Below are 14,787 nucleotides of genomic sequence, written 5' to 3'. Positions count from 1 at the left end.
CCCTCGCATGACGACCATCTCCCGGGTCGGCGTCCTCGGCTGCGGCCTCATGGGCTCGGGCATCGCCGAAACCGTGGCCCGCAGCGGACTGGACGTGCTGGTGGTCGAGGTCAGCCTGTCGGCCGTCGAGGCCGGGCGCCGCCGCATCGAGGACTCCCTGAGCAAGGCTGCACGCCGGGGCGGACTCACGGACGACGAGCGCGACCGTGCCCTCGCCCAGCTGTCCTTCTCCACGGACCTCGGCGACCTCGCCGACCGCGAACTCGTCATCGAGGCCGCGGTGGAGGACCGCGGCCTGAAGTGCGCCCTCTTCAAGGACGTGGACAAGGTCCTCGCCGGCACCGGCGCGATCCTCGCCAGCAACACCTCGTCCATCCCGCTCACGGACCTCGCGACCGCCACCGGCCGACCGGACCTCGTGATCGGGCTGCACTTCTTCAACCCCGCCCCCGTACAGGCGTTGGTCGAGATCATCCCCGCCCTCACCACGAGCACCGACACCCTCGACCGCACCCGCCGCTTCGCCGTCGAGCAGCTGGGCAAGACCGCCGTCCAGGCCCCGGACCGGGCGGGATTCATCGTCAACGCCCTGCTGCTGCCGTATCTGCTCTCCGCCGTCCGCATGGTCCAGGCGGGCACGGCCACCGCCGAGGACATCGACCACGGCATGGAACTCGGCTGCGCCCACCCGATGGGCCCGCTCCGGCTGCTCGACCTCATCGGCCTCGACACGGCCCAGGCGATCGCCGCGTCCCTGTACGAGGAGCACGCCGAACCGCTGTACGCGCCCCCGCCGCTGCTGCGCCGCATGGTCGCGGCAGGGCATCTCGGCCGGAAGTCGGGGCGGGGCTTCTACGCGTACCCGGCGGCCTGAGCGGCCCCGACCCACATCCCTTGCATCCCTTGAGACTTCTCTGCAGTAAGTCACATGGGTGTGGCTGGAGGGGCGAGCGTACCCAGGTGCGTTCCGCTGGTGGCGGGCTCTGCCCTGGGCCCGGCGGTCAGCGGTAGTAGGGCTCGACCGCGGCCCGTACCTCGTCGAGCAGCGCGGGGCCGTCCTGCGGCACGGGCGGTCGGCTGCTGCCCGGCCTGATGTCCAGGAGCTGTTCGTTGGACAGGGCGAACACCACTCGCCGCAGTCCTGCCCATTGGATGACGGCATTGCACATCCCGCACGGCTGGCAGCTGGTGTACATGGTGGTGCCTGCCGCCGTCTGCGCGTCGAGTTCTCTTGCGGCCCACCTCGCCAGTTTGAGTTCCGGGTGTGCGGTGACGTCGTTGTCGGTGAGGGTGGTGTTGTGCTCCTCGGCCAGGATCGTCCCGTCCGGTCCTGCCAACAGAGATCCAAAGGGCGGGTTGCCGCTCGTGCGTGCCTTGGCCGCGAGAGAGATGGCCTGTCGGAGGAGGGTGTGGTCGTCGGGTGTGGTGATGACTGCTCCCTCGTGGTGCGGGGTGGGGTGCTGGGCGGGAGAAGGTGCGCGGCCACGGTGGCGAGGGCCTGCCAGGCCGCCTGCGGGTGACATGTCGCGTGGGGGTCGCCCTGGTAGGTGTCGAGGACGACGGACTTGGTGCCCAGCAGCCGCAGTTGGTCGAGGTCGTCCATGACCTGGTCGATGGTGCCCTCACCGGCGAGCCGTCCCGCTCCGTCGACCGGTTCCTTGGTGAGTCGCAGGGCGATGCGGGGAGCCAGGGCGGGCACGGGCAAGTGTTGCTCGTCCGCGTACGTCTCCAGCCTGCCTGCGGCTTCGCGCAGCCACGGCACGGTGGGGTGCAGCGGATGCCATGCGTCTCCGAGTCGTACGGCCCGGCGCAGCCCCGCGTCGCTGTTGCCGCCGACCCACACCGGGATCCGGCGGGCTCCGTATGAGGCGGTGTCCTTCCAGGCGGACCGGATGTCCCGCAGGTGGCTGTCGGTCAGCTGTCCGCGTTGTGAGAACGGGATGTCGAGGGCGGTGAACTCCTGCCGCGCCCAGCCCACTCCCACGCCGAGGACCAGCCGGCCGCCGCTCAGCTCATTCAGATTGGCCGCCATTCGGGCGGTGAGCAGCGGGTGCCGGTAGGGAGCGATGAGGACTGTCGTGCCGAGCTGGATACGGGTGGTGAGGCCGGCCAGCCAGGACAAGGTGGTGAAGGGCTCGTAGAAGGGTGCCGGGTAGCGCTCGGCGACATCCGGCGTAATGGCTATGTGGTCCGAGATCATCAGTAGGTCGAAGCCCAGGCCTTCCACGGTCTGGGCCCAGCTTCGCAACACTCCGGGGTCGGTGCCCGGGCCGAAATTGGGGACGTTCACTCCGATCTTCATAGGGCCCAACCCTAGGCAGGGCGTATGGGTTGCCAGAAGGGATTCCCGCCTGTTCAGAGGCAGTTCAGCCGTGGATCCGCCGGTAGAATGGGCGTATGACCGAGAGTCTCGACGTGACGGACTGGGCGATCCTGGCAGAAGTCCAACGGGACGGCCGGATCCCGTTCACCGAGCTGGCACGGCGGGTGAACCTGAGCGCGTCGGCGACCAAGGAGCGGGTGCGTCGGCTCGAGGAGGCCGGGGTGATCACTGGGTACCGGGCGGAGGTGAACCCGGAGCGGACCGGTTACCCGGTGATGGCGGTGGTCCGGCTCAAGTACCCGGGGCCGGGAACCCGGCACCAGCCGCTGCGCCGGCTGCTGGAGGAGCGCTCGGAGATCCTCGAGTGCCTTCGCACCACCGGAGACGACTGCTACGTCATGAAGGTGGTGGCCACGTCGATGGCCCACCTGGAGGAGATCGTTGACGAGCTGGCCGAGTTCGGGAGCACCACCACCAACCTCGTCCTCAGCCGGACGCTCCCGTTGCGCGGTCCGGGGGTGCTTCGGGTGAACACCGTCAGGTAGGCGCTGACGTTGCGCGGACGCCACTCCATCGCCGGGGCCCGGCCTTGCGTCCAGCAGCGGCGACCATCAACTGCCCGTCATCCGCTGTCACATGGAGATGGGGCCGAGGTCGGCGGCGGTTTGGGCCAGGGCGTGGAGGGTGGGGCCGTCGGCGGTGGATCGCCACGTGAGGGCCCAGTGCATGGTGGGGGCATCGTGAAGGGGGAGGAAGACGATGCCGGGGGGACGGTTGTAGCGGGCGGCGATCTCGCCCAGCGGGTGGACGCACTGTCCGGAGGCGACCAGGGAGAGAACCTCGTGGAAGGTCCGCGCGGCGGGCCCGCGCGGGATTCGGCGGCCGAGCGGCGTACGCGTGGGGACCATGGCCGTGACCCAGTACTCGGGGGCGCCGGGGCCGAGGTCGACGACATGGTTGTCACCGAGGTCTTCCAGGGACGCGGTGCCGCGCTCGGCCAGCGGATGGTCTGCCGCCACGGCGAGCACGCGGCCTCCGGTCAGCACGGTCGGGCCGACCGTGAGGTCCGGTTCGGCCACCGGAAGCCAGAGCACGTGCGCGTCGTGCTCTCCGGTGCGCAGAGCGGTGAACGGGTCGCTGCCGTTGATCTCGCCGAACTGGACATCGCTGCCGGGGTGGCGGGAGCGGAAGGCCTCGATGAGGGGGCGCAGTTCGTGGCCGGCATGGCCGAACACACCCAGGCGCAGAGTCTGCCTCGTCCCCGCGCCGGCCGCTTCGGCGCGGGCGAGCCCTTCCCGGAGAAGGTCGACGGCTTGCTGGAGGTCCTCGCGCAGACGCCGGCCGACCGGGGTCAGGGCGACGCGCCGGCTGGTGCGGTCGAACAGGACGACGCCGAGGCGCCGTTCCTGCTTGGCGATGGCCTGGCTGACGCGGGCCTGGGACACATGAAGCCGCTCCGCGGTGCGGCCGAAGTGCAGTTCCTCGGCCAAGGTCAGGAAGATCTCGATGTCACGCAGCTCCATGCATAACCCCCACCCATGCATAACCGCCACATTATGAATAGCCCGAGGAACCTTACATTGTTCCGCTGTTCGCCCGCGCCGATGCTGGATCCATCACCACCGGACAGGCGGCACCCGCCTGACGCACACATGAATGGGGAGGGAAACCGATGGGCGACATGCGGGCCATCGCCGATCGCGTCGAGATAGAGGCGCTGCGAGCCGAGCTCACGGACGCGGTGATGATGCGTGACTTCGACCGCGCCGTCTCGCTGTTCACGCCCGAGGGCGCCATGCGCTGGCCGCACATCGACAAGGAGTTCGTCGGCCGCGGGGAGATCCGCGCGGGGATCGAGTGGGGCCAGTCGCTCTGGGAGTTCTTCGTGCAGAACGTCCACCCGGGCGTCATCCGGCTGGACGGCGACACCGCGGCCGGCCGGGCGTACATCCAGGAGTTCGGACGGATGCGCGACGGCAGCTCGCACCTGAACTACGCCCTGTACCAGGACCGTTACGAGCGAACCGTCGACGGCTGGAAGTTCAGCGAACGCATCTACGAGGTCCGGTACCTGGACTCCACCCCGCTCCGCGGCTCGGCGCCGCAGCGCCTCGGCCTCAGCTGATCCGTCCCGCACGCCGTCACGGTGTGCGAAGTCGACATCTTGCGCGCCAAGTCGACATCTTGCGTGCGCGAATTCCTGAAACGCGAATTCCCATACAGCGGAGGAAAGAAACCATGGCTGAGAACACCGAAGTCGTCGTGATCGGCGGCGGATACGCCGGGGTCATGGCGGCCAACCGGCTGACACAGCGCGACGACGTGACCGTGACGCTGATCAACGCCCGCCCGGACTTCGTCGAGCGGATCCGACTGCACCAGCTGGCGGGCGGGACGCACGCGGCCGTCAACGACTACCGGAAGGTCCTGGGCGAGCGCGTCCGACTAGTGGTCGACACCGTGACCCGGATCGACGCGACGAGGCGCCGGGTGGAGCTGGCGAGCGGCGACACGGCCGGTTACGACTACCTGATCTACGCGGTGGGCAGCGGCAGCGCCGATCCGGGCGTACCCGGAGCCGCCGAGTTGGCCCACCCGATTGCCACGTTCGAGGAGGCGCGGCGCCTGCGGTCGGTCCTCGACGCCGCTCCCGCCACCGCCCCTGTGACGGTGGTCGGAGCCGGTCCGACCGGCATCGAGACCGCCGCCGAACTGGCGGAGGCGGGCCGCACCGTGACCCTGGTCTGCGGCGGTCCGCTCGGGCCCTACCTGCACCCGAACGGCCGCAGCTCGGTCGCCGAGCGGCTGGCCGGCCTCGGGGTGACCGTGCTGCAGGGCCCCGGCACGAAGGTCACGGAGGTGACCGGCGACACCGTGCGGCTCGGCGACGGCCGTGAGCTGCCGAGCGAGGTCACCATCTGGACCGCCGGTTTCGGCGTGCCGGACCTGGCTGCCCGCAGCGGGCTCAGCACCGACACCCTGGGCCGCCTGCTCACCGACGAGACCCTGACGAGCATCGACGACGAGCGGATCGTCGCCGCCGGGGACTCGGCGGCGCCGTCGGACATGCCGTTCCGGATGAGCTGCCAGGCCGCGGGCCCGCTCGGCGCGCACGCCGCCGACACGGTGCTCAGCCGCATCGCGAGCAAGCTTCCCGCACCGATCGACCTGGGGTTCGCCGGCCAGTGCATCAGCCTGGGGCGCCGCGCGGGCATTTTCCAGTTCGCCCACAAGGACGACACCGCCAAGCGGCTCCACCTCGGCGGCCGAACAGGCGCGAAGGTGAAGGAACTCGTCTGCAGGCACACCATCAAGCAACTGGTGAACGAGGCACGCAAGCCCGGCTCCCACACCTGGGCCAAGGGCGAGCAGGGCCGCCGACTGCTGCGGGCCCAGCGCCGCGAGACGGCGGCCACCGCCGAGCAGTCCGCCTGAACCGCGCACCGGCAGCCGACGTGGGTCCCGGCACTCGGCTGTGTTCTTTGTGCGGCGCGGCGCAAGTTCAATAGCGACGAAGCTGTTGTAGTAGGCGGGTGTTCATTGCTGAAGAGAGTGACGTCGTAGCCAACTCCGTTGGCCGATAGGTGTATCGGTACGACCTGGAGTGTGCCTGGCACTTCGGCGCTCGACTGATATGCGCCGGTGGTCAGCCGGTGAAGGACTCGGGACCGAAACGGCCCCATGCGACGAAGGCAGCCAGGGCGAGATAGATCAGGTCGCCGGCGATCGTGGCCTTCTCGCCACGGCGCAGACGCATGGTGAGCGCGCAGGCAAACAGCAGAACAAGTCCGGTGGCGGCCAGCGGCACCAGCACCGGCGCGATGTCGAGCACCGCGGGCAGAATCAGGCCGACCGCAGCCAGCAGCTCGACGGCGCCGATGGCCTTGAGAGCACCGGGGCTGAACTCCAGGACCCACTGCGCAGAGGAGCCCATCGCGGCCAGCTTCTCCTGCGGCACGAACATCTTGGAGCTGCCCACCAGGCAGACAGCGGCGAGCACTCCAGCGGTGATCCACAGCGCGACGTTCATCATCAACTCCCTGATCGAGGACTTCCGCACCCGAGACGAGGCAGCGACTCGGCCTGTGACATGCCCGAACCCAGACAGTGGAGAGATGTGGGTCACGCCGTGCCGTGTCACAGGAGTGAGGGCCGTCTCGTCTCGGGGGTGAAGGCATCGACGAACGTGGAGGAGCACACGATGGACGCGCGATTGAACTACTTCGCCAACCCGGCCGCCGGCAAGGCCCTCAAGTACTTCATGTCGGTCGGCCGGGAGCTGAAGGAATCGCCGCTGCCAGCTACGACGCAGGAGTTGGTGGCGCTGCGCGTGAGCCAGATCAACGGCTGCGCGGTCTGCATCGACATGCACACCAAGGAAGCCGCCGCGGTCGGCGAGACCCCGGTGCGGCTGAACCTGATCGCGGCCTGGCGGGAAGCGACGGTCTTCACCGCGGCCGAGCGCGCCGCACTGGAGCTGGCGGAGCAGGGAACCCGGGTCGCGGACGCGGCCACCGGGGTCAGCGACGAGGTGTGGGCGCGTGCCGCTCAGCACTATGACGAGGAGCAGCTCACGGCCCTCGTGCTGCTGGTCTCGTTCATGAACACGGTGAACCGGCTGAACATCATCACCCAGCAGCCGGCCGGCGACTACCAGGTCGGCTAGTTCCACTGAACCACCACCGCGCCCTGGCCCAGGTCAGGCCCGCCGGGGCCAGGGCGCCGTGGTCAAGGCGGGCAGGGCGGTCGCGGCACGAGCGTTGTCTGCTCCGCCCACACATCGGATGATCTTCGAAGTGTGCCTCGCCGGCGCGGGTCCGGCCGGGCACTCAGACCGCAAAGGGGGAGTCGGCGTGGGCAAGGTCGAGGAGTTCGAGGAGCTGCGGCCGCTGCTGTTCTCGATCGCGTACCGGATCCTGGGCAGCGTGGGCGAGGCGGAGGACGCGGTGCAGGAGACCTGGCTCCGCTACGACGCCTCGAGAACCCGGCCCGTGTCGGCCAAGGCGTTCTTGTCAGCCACGGTGACCCGGATCGCGATCGACGTGCTGCGCTCCGCCCGGGTGCGGCGGGAGGAGTACGTCGGACCGTGGCTGCCCGAGCCGCTGCTGGACGATCCGTACGAGGACCCGGCCCGCGCGGCGGAGCTGGCCGACTCGGTGTCGATGGCGGCGCTGCTGCTCCTGGAGCGGCTCAGTCCGCTGGAGCGGTCGGTGTTCGTGCTGCGGGAGGTCTTCGCCTTCGGCTTCGACGAGATCGCCGCCGCGGTGGGGCGCTCGGAGGCGGCGTGCCGGCAGCTGCTCGTACGGGCACGCCGCCACATGCACGAGGGACGGCCCCGGTTCGAAGCGGACCGCCAGGATCGGCAGGAGCTGGCGAGGCGGTTCTTCGAGGCACTGACGCAGGGTGACGTGGACGGACTGCAGAGTCTGCTGTCGGCCGACGTCCAGCTCGTCGGGGACGGCGGTGGCAAGGCACCGCAGCTGGCCAGGGCCGTCGTCGGCGCCGAGAACGTGGCCAGGCTGCTCGCCACCGTCTACCCGCTCATGGCCCGGATCGACATCACGTTCGAACCGCACGAGGTCAACGGGCAGCCGGGCGCGCTCTTCCGCGACCGCGACGGCAAGATCCTCCACATCCTCGCCCTCGACACACTCGACGGGCAGATCCAGACGATCCGCGCGGTCATCAACCCCGACAAGCTCGGCCACCTCGGCCCGGTCGCCGACGCCTGGGCCGTCGACCAGGAAGTGAAGCGGACCCGTAAAACCCAGTGATCTCCCGACCAGCCCGACAGGGCAGGACCGGAGGTTTCAGTGCCGCATGCCGATGCTCCTGGCGCACGGCTCGCCCGTGACGTCTTCCCGCGATACGAACCGTGATCATCCACCGCGCAAGATCGATTATCGACACACCCACTGGGGGTTCAGTCATGATCCTGATTACCGGGGCCACCGGCGTCGTCGGCCGGGAAACCGTCCGCCTCCTGGTCGAGGGGGGAGCGAAAGTCGCCGCTGTCACCCGCGACCCGCACGCCGAATTCCCCGCGGGTACACAGCTCGTCCACCCCGCGAAGGTTCCCACCCTCGACGGCGTGGAAGCCATCCTGCTCAGCCCGCGTGCCGCCGGTCCCACCGCTGTCGACCTGTTGGCCCACGCCCGCGAAACGGGCGCGGCAAGAGTGGTCGTACTGTCCTCCGTGACCGTGCAGTACCCGGCCGGGCACGCACGCTTCCGGCAGCAGTTCCACGCGGTCGAGGACATCGCCCGGGGGAGCGGCCTGGACTGGACGATCCTCCGCTGCGCCGATTTCGCCGCCAACACCCTGGCTTGGACAGGGCAGATCCAGGCGACCGGGACCGTACGGGGGGCGTACCCGCACGCGAGGACCTCGACCGTCGACGAGCGTGACATCGCCGCGGTGGCCGCCCTCGCCCTGACCCACCCGCAGCACCGCGGTCAGACGTACCTGCTCACCGGAGAGCACTCGCTGAGCCAACCGGAGAAGGTCGCCGCGCTCGGCGCGGCGCTCGACCGGACCCTGTCGTTCGTCGAGGCCGCACCGGACGAGATCCGCCGCGGCATGCTCGCCGCCGGTCTGCCCGACGAGGTACCCGACCGGCTGCTCGGCTCGCTGGCCGACTACGCCCGCGAGGCCGGGCCCACCACCGACACCGTGCGGCGGCTGCTGGGCCGCCCGGCACGCACGTACGCCACCTGGGCGCGAGACCACCGTGCCGCCTTCACCACAGGAGGATCCCGATGAAACTCACGATCGTGGCCGCCACCGGCGGTATCGGACGGCACCTGGTCGAGCAGGCGGTGGCCGACGGGCATGACGTGACCGCCGTGGCCCGCCGTCCACGGGAGCTGCCGGGCGGCGTCCGGACGGTCGCCGTCGACCTCACCCGCCCCGACATGCGGACGCTCGCCGCGGCGGTACGCGGCGCCGACGTCGTACTGTCCGCGCTCGGCCCGCGAAACCCGCGCGCGGACGCGGGCATCACCTCGCGCGGCACCCGCGCGATCGTCGCGGCGATGCAGGCCGAGCACGTCCGGCGGATCATCATCGTCAGCGCCGCACCCGTCGGACCGGTGCCGGTGCCGGGCCGGCCGACGCCCCCCAGGCACGATCCCGGCGACGGCTTCTTCATGCGCTACCTGGGAGTCCCGTTGACCCGGGCGATGTTCGGCCGGCACTACGCCGACCTCGCCGTCACCGAGCAGATCCTGCGCGACAGCGGGCTGGAATGGACGGTGTCGCGTCCGCCCAAGCTCACCGACAAGCCCCTGACCGGCAGGTACCGGACCGCGTGGAACCGCAACATCCGGGGCGGGTTCTCCGTGTCACGCGCCGATGTCGCCCACCACATGCTCGCCATGGTGAACCAGCCGGACACCATCGAACAGGTCGTTGGAATCGCGAACTGACCCATAACCAGCCACGCACACGACCCGGGCTGCGACAGAGGAAACAAGCGACGACCCGCGACGGCCACCAACAAAGTCAAGAAGACGCCTCGGCCGTCCCGCCCGCCCCTTCGCCGCCCGGGTCACCCGTCACGAAAGAACGTGATCATGATGAAGTACGCCCGCTTCGCCAGCCTCGTATGCGCGGGGCTGTTCGCCGGATTCCTCACGGCAGTCCTCGTCCTGGAACTCTCGCTGCGCGGCTTCGACAGCACCGTCTACACGCAGGTCCGGCTGGTCGAACTCGACTCCCTCGACAAACTCGCCGTCGCCACACTCCTGCCGGCGCTGATCGCCACAGCGGTACTGGTCTACCAGACCTACCGAACAGACACCCGATGGTTGACCGTGGCCGCACTCGCCCTCCTGGTCTTCGTTCTCGGCCTCACGCTCATCGTCAACCTGCCCATCAACTCCGGCCAGTTGCACTGGAACGCCCAGTCCCCGCCCTCCAACTGGACCGACGTACGGGACCGCTGGCAGATAGCCCACGCCGTCCGGACGGTGGCCGCGGTTCTCGCCTTCGCGGTCCTCGCCCTTGCGGCGCCGCTGTCTCGTACACGTCGTTCAAGCCCGCCGAACACCTCGACGCGAAGGGATCGGCTGCGCGCTTGAGGTGAGGGAGTCCAACGTCGGTGTGTGATGACAGAGTTGGACTCCAAGTCCCGCCTGGCACGCCCGCTGCTGCGCTGTCGGGCTGATTGAGTGCGCCCAGTACAAGGACGACCCTCCGCCTTGCGACCTAGTTCCGCCGCCGGATGTGACCGAGTGCCTCGCGCCATAGCCTCTCCACATGACGGCAGTTGACTCTCACTCCAGCGGACCCCGTAGCGCGAAGCAGCGCAAGCGCGAGGCGCTTGAACGTCTCGTGCGGGACAACGACGTATGGGTCGGCACAGCCGACGCTACGGGCGAGCCGTGCCTCGTTCCACTGGCCTTCTGGTGGGATGGCGAAACGGTGTGGCTGTCCACCCGCGACACCAACCCGACTGGGCGCAACCTGTGTGCCTCGGGGCGGGTCCGGCTCTGCTTCGGCCATAGCCGGGACGTGGTCCTGGTCCACGGCATTGCGCGCATGCTGACCCGCGAGGAGCTTCCGGCCGAGGTAGGTGACGCCTTCGCCGCCAAGGATGGCTGGGACCCTCGCAAGGATCATCCCTCGTACGTCTTCTTCCAGGTCACCCCGCAAGTGCTGCAGGCGTGGGGAACGGTTCCCGAGATGGACGGACGGACCCTGATGCGCGACGGGAAGTGGCTGGTCTAGGGCCAAGGCCGACGAGCGCGAGACCCTGCTGGACCTGCTCGCCGCCGAACCGGGCCTGACCGCCGCCCGGCCTGGACAGACGCTGATCGGCGACAAGAACTACTTCGGCCGGGGCTTCGAGCACGAGCTGGCCGGGCAGGACATCCGGCTGCTGCGGCCGGCCCGCAAGAGCGAGCCGGAACGGCCCGGCGCGCCGCTGTTCAAGCCGTTGCGGCAGGTCATCGAGTCGGTCAACGAGACCTTCAAGGGCCAGCTCGACCTCGAACAGCACCGAGGCCGTACACCGGGCGGCGTGATAGCCCGCGTAATGCAGCGCATACTCGCACTGACCGCATCGAGCGGATGCACCACGGCGACGTACTGCGCTCGGTGGTGGTCTTCTGACGTCGGGAAGTCGGAGTAGGACCGGCCGACACGGTGGTCCGTACGGACACGGGGAGACCACGACCGTCGGCACCGAGGCACCCCACCTGGAGGAGTGGATCGCCAGGGCAGGGGGCACTGATGGTCCTTCCGTGGTGTCAGCCCTCCAGTCGCCGCAGCCGCTCCGCGTCGCCTGTGCGCGGGCAGGTGGAGCAGGCCTCGGCCGGGCGGATCGTGTAGTAGAGGCAGCAGCCCATGCGGGTGCGGGTCGGGTGTTCGCGGCCGTCGCTCGTGCGGAGGGAACGGAAGTCGGCGCCGCCGGGGAAGGGCGCGCGGGCGGTGGGGAGGACCTCGGAGGCGGCCCGGACACCGGCGGCTTCGTCGCCCAGCATGCGGCCGAGGTACCAGAGGCCGGAGACGAGGTCGTCGGAGACCAGACCCCACAGCGCACGCGAGCCCCGGCGGACGTACGGCCTGATCGCCTCCAGCACCGGGCCCATGTGCTCCGCGACGGCGGCCCTCAACTCGGCGCGCAGGGCCTCCTGGTGGGGGACCGCCCGGGCACCGGGCAGGGCAGCCGCCGGGTCGTCCGGCAGGCAGACGAACTCGGCGCCGGGGCTGATCTCGTACGTGCCTGACGCCAGGTCGACCCGTATGTCGCCGGGGGCGATCCGGGGCACGCGCCGCTCCAGGTACCAGACGCCGCTCATCAGCAGGCCGACCGACCAGGCGTAGTCGTGCAGGGCGCGGGAGGCGGCGACATGCCGGGGCGCCGTGTGGTCGTGGCGGTCCTGGATACGAGCGGCCTCCGCCTCGACGAAGGCTTCGATGCTTTCCTGACCCTCCATCAGATCAACTGTCTCGTCGGGGACTTGATCGACGGGCGGCGCGTTGCGGGCCGACGGCCGCGGGGTGACCGGGCGGCCGGGTTCCGTGATGCGTACGGACAGCGCCTCGCACACCGTGTCCAGGCGGCGGTAGGCGGCGGCGAAGAGTTCCGGGACATGCGTGGCGGGGTCGGCCTGGGCGGTTTCCAGGTGGGCCACGGTCATCGGTAACTCCAGAGCGTGAAGAGGTTTGGAGAGTGGAGGAGGTAAGGCTTACCTTAGCTGCAAGATCGCGTGCTGATGACCAGGCGGGGTGTGAAGTAGTCATGTGCCCGATCGACCAGCGAAGTTACTTACGAGTTGATCAAGGGCGGCGTGGATCACAGTGAACTCACAGCCGTTGAAAACTAAAGCATGCCTAACCTAAGCTCACGTTTCGTGACTGCGACCGAACGGGCCGCGCCGTCCGGCGTGCCCCTGCGTGCCCTTGGGTACTTGCCCCTGTTCCTCGGCGGAATCGGCGCGCTGGCGCTCTGCGCCGCGCTGAGCCTCGCCCTCGGAGCCCGTTCCGTGCCCCTGTCCACCGTGCTCGACGCGCTGTCGGGTCATGTGGAGGGCCGGGACGCGCTGGTGGTGACGGGGCTTCGGCTGCCGCGCACGGTCATCGGTCTCGCGGTCGGTGCCGCGCTCGGGGTGGCCGGAGCCGTGGCCCAGGGGATCACCCGCAACCCGCTGGCCTCACCAACCACCCTGGGAATCAACGCGGGTGCGGGTTTCGCCGTCGTCGTCGCCATCTTCGCGCTGAAGCTCACGGACCCCGTCGAGTACGTGTGGTTCGCCTTCGCCGGGGCCGCCGGCGCCGCCGTCTTCGCGCAGGCGCTGGCACGCCGCGCCGGCGACATCGACCCCGTACGACTCGCCCTCGGTGGCACCGTGCTCCAACTCGTGCTGCTGTCCTGGACGTCGGCGGTCATGCTGGCCAGTCAGCGCACCCTGGACGAGGCACGCTTCTGGCTGGCCGGCTCCCTCGCCGGACGCCAACTCGACACGCTCTGGCCGGTGTTGCCGACGCTCGTCCTCGGTCTCCTGCTCGCTCTGGCCGTCGCGCCGGCCCTCAACGCCCTCGCCCTGGGCGACGACTCGGCCCAGGCGCTCGGTGTGCCGGTCACCCGCATCCGGCTCGCCGGCGGCATCGCGGTCGTTCTGCTCGCCGGCTCGGCGGTGGCTGTGGCCGGTCCCGTCGCCTTCATCGGACTCGCCGCACCCCACCTCGTCCGCCCGCTGCTCGGTGGCGACCACCGCCTCCTGGTCCCCGGCTGCCTCATCGCCGGACCCCTGCTCCTGCTCACGGCCGACGTCCTGGGCCGCCTGGTCATCCGCCCCGCGGAACTGGAGGTCGGCATCGTCACCGCGTTCCTCGGCGCCCCGCTGCTGGCCCTGCTCGCCCGGAAGGTCGCCCGATGACGCTGACCTACAAGGCGGTCGTGCGACCTGGCACGCGCCGCACGCCCGGCCGTGGCCGCCTCCTCGCGTACGGCGCGACCGGCCTCGCCGCCCTTCTCGTCCTGCTCACGGTCTCCGTCTCCACAGGAGAGATGGGCATGCCCGCGTCCACCGCGCTGCGCGCGCTGGTCGGGCTCGGCGATCCGGGTGATGTGCTGGTGGTGCGGGAGTTCCGCGCACCGCGCGCCGTCGCCGCACTCGTGGCCGGCGCCGGTCTGGGCGCGGCGGGCTGCGTCCTGCAACGGCTGTTCCGCAACCCCCTCGCGTCCCCGGACGTGATGGGCGTGACAGGCGGAGCCTCACTCGGGGCGGTCGCGCTGCTGGCCGCCGGCGCGTCCCAACTACTGATCCCCGTCGGCGCGTTGGCCGGTGGCATGCTGGCCGCCCTGCTGCTCGGTGTGTTCGCCTGGCGGTCCGGGCTCGCCGTCACCCGACTCGTCCTCACCGGCCTCGCCGTCCAGGCGGGCCTCGCCGCCGCGGTCAACCTGATGATCGTGCGCTTCCCGGCCGAACTCGCCGGCTCGGCACTCCAGTGGACGACCGGGTCGGTGTACGGCCGCACCTGGACGGAGGTCTGGGGCGCGGGCGCCGCCGTGCTGCTCGCCCTGGCCGCCGCGCTGGTCACCAACCGCCGCCTGGCCGTGCTCGACCTGGGTGACGACTCGGCGGGCGCCCTCGGCCTCAACACCTCCACCGCCCGCCTTCAACTCCTCCTGGTGGCCGTCACGTTGGCCTCGCTGGCCGCGGCCCTCGCGGGACCGGTCACCTTCGTCGCCCTCGCCGTACCCCACATCGTCCGCTTCCTCACCGGCCCACCCACCGCCGCGACCCTCGCCCTGGCCGCCCTCACCGGAGCCGTCCTCCTCCTCGCCTCCGACCTGGTCGTCCAACATCTCCTCCCGGTCGAGGGCCTGCCGGTCGGCGCCGTCACCGCCACCCTCGGCGCGCCGTGGCTGCTGGTGCTGATGTTCCGGCAGAGCAGCCCGGTGCGGGGGAGTGGGGCATGAGCGGATCAGGGTGGGCCGACAGGAACGGCCGCG

At 70.2% G+C, this 14,787-nt stretch carries 16 protein-coding genes and 3 pseudogenes; 14 read left to right on the top strand and 5 right to left on the bottom strand.

Annotated elements, in window-relative coordinates:
• The first annotated feature begins 7 nt into the window (after window positions 1-7).
• Window positions 8-874, top strand: a complete 867-nt coding sequence (locus JIX55_RS05565) for a 3-hydroxybutyryl-CoA dehydrogenase (protein ID WP_257562099.1) — start codon at window positions 8-10, stop codon at window positions 872-874.
• A gap of 127 nt (window positions 875-1,001) precedes the next feature.
• Here the strand turns inward: JIX55_RS05565 and JIX55_RS05560 are convergent, their stop codons facing one another.
• Complete coding sequence (locus JIX55_RS05560; RefSeq protein WP_257536734.1) at window positions 1,002-1,430, bottom strand: nucleoside deaminase; 429 nt, start codon at window positions 1,428-1,430, stop codon at window positions 1,002-1,004.
• A gap of 26 nt (window positions 1,431-1,456) precedes the next feature.
• Window positions 1,457-2,302: pseudogene (locus JIX55_RS05555) on the bottom strand (TIGR03619 family F420-dependent LLM class oxidoreductase); the annotation flags it as partial.
• Between the two features lie 95 nt (window positions 2,303-2,397).
• Between JIX55_RS05555 and JIX55_RS05550 the strand changes: the two are divergent.
• Complete coding sequence (locus tag JIX55_RS05550) at window positions 2,398-2,868, top strand: Lrp/AsnC family transcriptional regulator (protein ID WP_257536732.1); 471 nt, start codon at window positions 2,398-2,400, stop codon at window positions 2,866-2,868.
• 87 nt (window positions 2,869-2,955) lie between these two features.
• Here JIX55_RS05550 and JIX55_RS05545 read toward each other — a convergent pair whose 3' ends face one another.
• Window positions 2,956-3,846: a LysR family transcriptional regulator gene (locus JIX55_RS05545; protein WP_257562098.1), complete on the bottom strand. Its 891-nt coding sequence runs from the start codon at window positions 3,844-3,846 to the stop codon at window positions 2,956-2,958.
• A gap of 149 nt (window positions 3,847-3,995) precedes the next feature.
• On the opposite strand from JIX55_RS05545, the gene JIX55_RS05540 reads away from it, so the two are divergent.
• Window positions 3,996-4,448, top strand: coding sequence for a nuclear transport factor 2 family protein (locus JIX55_RS05540; protein ID WP_257562097.1), 453 nt, complete (start codon window positions 3,996-3,998; stop codon window positions 4,446-4,448).
• A 113-nt stretch (window positions 4,449-4,561) separates the two neighbouring features.
• Entirely contained in the window at window positions 4,562-5,758 is a 1,197-nt protein-coding gene (locus JIX55_RS05535) for an NAD(P)/FAD-dependent oxidoreductase (protein ID WP_257562096.1), read from the top strand.
• A 211-nt stretch (window positions 5,759-5,969) separates the two neighbouring features.
• On the opposite strand, the gene JIX55_RS05530 is transcribed toward JIX55_RS05535, so the two are convergent.
• Entirely contained in the window at window positions 5,970-6,353 is a 384-nt protein-coding gene (locus JIX55_RS05530; protein WP_257562095.1) for a DoxX family protein, read from the bottom strand.
• 171 nt (window positions 6,354-6,524) lie between these two features.
• Between JIX55_RS05530 and JIX55_RS05525 the strand changes: the two genes are divergently transcribed.
• From JIX55_RS05525 to JIX55_RS51380, 8 genes and pseudogenes are all read left to right on the top strand, one after another.
• Window positions 6,525-6,989 (top strand): carboxymuconolactone decarboxylase family protein, encoded by a 465-nt coding sequence (locus JIX55_RS05525; RefSeq protein ID WP_257562094.1) that lies wholly within the window; start codon window positions 6,525-6,527, stop codon window positions 6,987-6,989.
• A 187-nt stretch (window positions 6,990-7,176) separates the two neighbouring features.
• A complete protein-coding gene (locus JIX55_RS05520; RefSeq protein ID WP_257562093.1) occupies window positions 7,177-8,097 on the top strand; it encodes an RNA polymerase sigma-70 factor in 921 nt (306 codons plus the stop codon).
• Window positions 8,098-8,252: 155 nt separating this feature from the next.
• Complete coding sequence (locus tag JIX55_RS05515) at window positions 8,253-9,086, top strand: NAD(P)H-binding protein (protein ID WP_257562092.1); 834 nt, start codon at window positions 8,253-8,255, stop codon at window positions 9,084-9,086.
• Window positions 9,083-9,751, top strand: a complete 669-nt coding sequence (locus JIX55_RS05510) for an NAD(P)-dependent oxidoreductase (RefSeq protein WP_257562091.1) — start codon at window positions 9,083-9,085, stop codon at window positions 9,749-9,751. The genes JIX55_RS05515 and JIX55_RS05510 overlap by 4 nt, the downstream gene beginning before the upstream one ends.
• Window positions 9,752-9,898: 147 nt before the next feature.
• Complete coding sequence (locus JIX55_RS05505; protein WP_257562090.1) at window positions 9,899-10,405, top strand: DUF1772 domain-containing protein; 507 nt, start codon at window positions 9,899-9,901, stop codon at window positions 10,403-10,405.
• Between the two features lie 178 nt (window positions 10,406-10,583).
• Window positions 10,584-11,054: a pyridoxamine 5'-phosphate oxidase family protein gene (locus tag JIX55_RS05500; RefSeq protein WP_257562089.1), complete on the top strand. Its 471-nt coding sequence runs from the start codon at window positions 10,584-10,586 to the stop codon at window positions 11,052-11,054.
• Between the two features lies 1 nt (window position 11,055).
• Window positions 11,056-11,457 (top strand): annotated as a pseudogene (locus tag JIX55_RS50835) (hypothetical protein); the annotation flags it as partial.
• Between the two features lie 2 nt (window positions 11,458-11,459).
• Window positions 11,460-11,545, top strand: a pseudogene (locus tag JIX55_RS51380) (MBL fold metallo-hydrolase); the annotation flags it as partial.
• A 30-nt stretch (window positions 11,546-11,575) separates the two neighbouring features.
• Here JIX55_RS51380 and JIX55_RS05495 read toward each other — a convergent pair.
• Window positions 11,576-12,469, bottom strand: a complete 894-nt coding sequence (locus JIX55_RS05495) for a (2Fe-2S)-binding protein (protein ID WP_257562088.1) — start codon at window positions 12,467-12,469, stop codon at window positions 11,576-11,578.
• A 213-nt stretch (window positions 12,470-12,682) separates the two neighbouring features.
• Between JIX55_RS05495 and JIX55_RS05490 the strand changes: the two genes are divergently transcribed.
• Entirely contained in the window at window positions 12,683-13,708 is a 1,026-nt protein-coding gene (locus JIX55_RS05490; protein WP_443046377.1) for a FecCD family ABC transporter permease, read from the top strand.
• Window positions 13,705-14,754, top strand: a complete 1,050-nt coding sequence (locus tag JIX55_RS05485; protein WP_257562087.1) for a FecCD family ABC transporter permease — start codon at window positions 13,705-13,707, stop codon at window positions 14,752-14,754. The genes JIX55_RS05490 and JIX55_RS05485 overlap by 4 nt, the downstream gene beginning before the upstream one ends.
• Window positions 14,755-14,787: the final 33 nt, after the last annotated feature.

Origin of the sequence: Streptomyces sp. DSM 40750, assembly GCF_024612035.1 — a bacterium.
Lineage (GTDB): Bacteria > Actinomycetota > Actinomycetes > Streptomycetales > Streptomycetaceae > Streptomyces.
This window is presented reverse-complemented; position numbering and strand designations above follow the sequence as displayed.

Coding starts and splice junctions, on each gene's coding strand:
- JIX55_RS05565 (WP_257562099.1), top strand. CDS start 8: ATGACGACCATCTCCCGGGTCGGCGTCCTCGGCTGCGGCCTCATGGGC.
- JIX55_RS05550 (WP_257536732.1), top strand. CDS start 2,398: ATGACCGAGAGTCTCGACGTGACGGACTGGGCGATCCTGGCAGAAGTC.
- JIX55_RS05545 (WP_257562098.1), bottom strand. CDS start 3,846: ATGGAGCTGCGTGACATCGAGATCTTCCTGACCTTGGCCGAGGAACTG.
- JIX55_RS05540 (WP_257562097.1), top strand. CDS start 3,996: ATGGGCGACATGCGGGCCATCGCCGATCGCGTCGAGATAGAGGCGCTG.
- JIX55_RS05535 (WP_257562096.1), top strand. CDS start 4,562: ATGGCTGAGAACACCGAAGTCGTCGTGATCGGCGGCGGATACGCCGGG.
- JIX55_RS05530 (WP_257562095.1), bottom strand. CDS start 6,353: ATGAACGTCGCGCTGTGGATCACCGCTGGAGTGCTCGCCGCTGTCTGC.
- JIX55_RS05525 (WP_257562094.1), top strand. CDS start 6,525: ATGGACGCGCGATTGAACTACTTCGCCAACCCGGCCGCCGGCAAGGCC.
- JIX55_RS05515 (WP_257562092.1), top strand. CDS start 8,253: ATGATCCTGATTACCGGGGCCACCGGCGTCGTCGGCCGGGAAACCGTC.
- JIX55_RS05510 (WP_257562091.1), top strand. CDS start 9,083: ATGAAACTCACGATCGTGGCCGCCACCGGCGGTATCGGACGGCACCTG.
- JIX55_RS05505 (WP_257562090.1), top strand. CDS start 9,899: ATGATGAAGTACGCCCGCTTCGCCAGCCTCGTATGCGCGGGGCTGTTC.
- JIX55_RS05500 (WP_257562089.1), top strand. CDS start 10,584: ATGACGGCAGTTGACTCTCACTCCAGCGGACCCCGTAGCGCGAAGCAG.
- JIX55_RS05495 (WP_257562088.1), bottom strand. CDS start 12,469: ATGACCGTGGCCCACCTGGAAACCGCCCAGGCCGACCCCGCCACGCAT.
- JIX55_RS05485 (WP_257562087.1), top strand. CDS start 13,705: ATGACGCTGACCTACAAGGCGGTCGTGCGACCTGGCACGCGCCGCACG.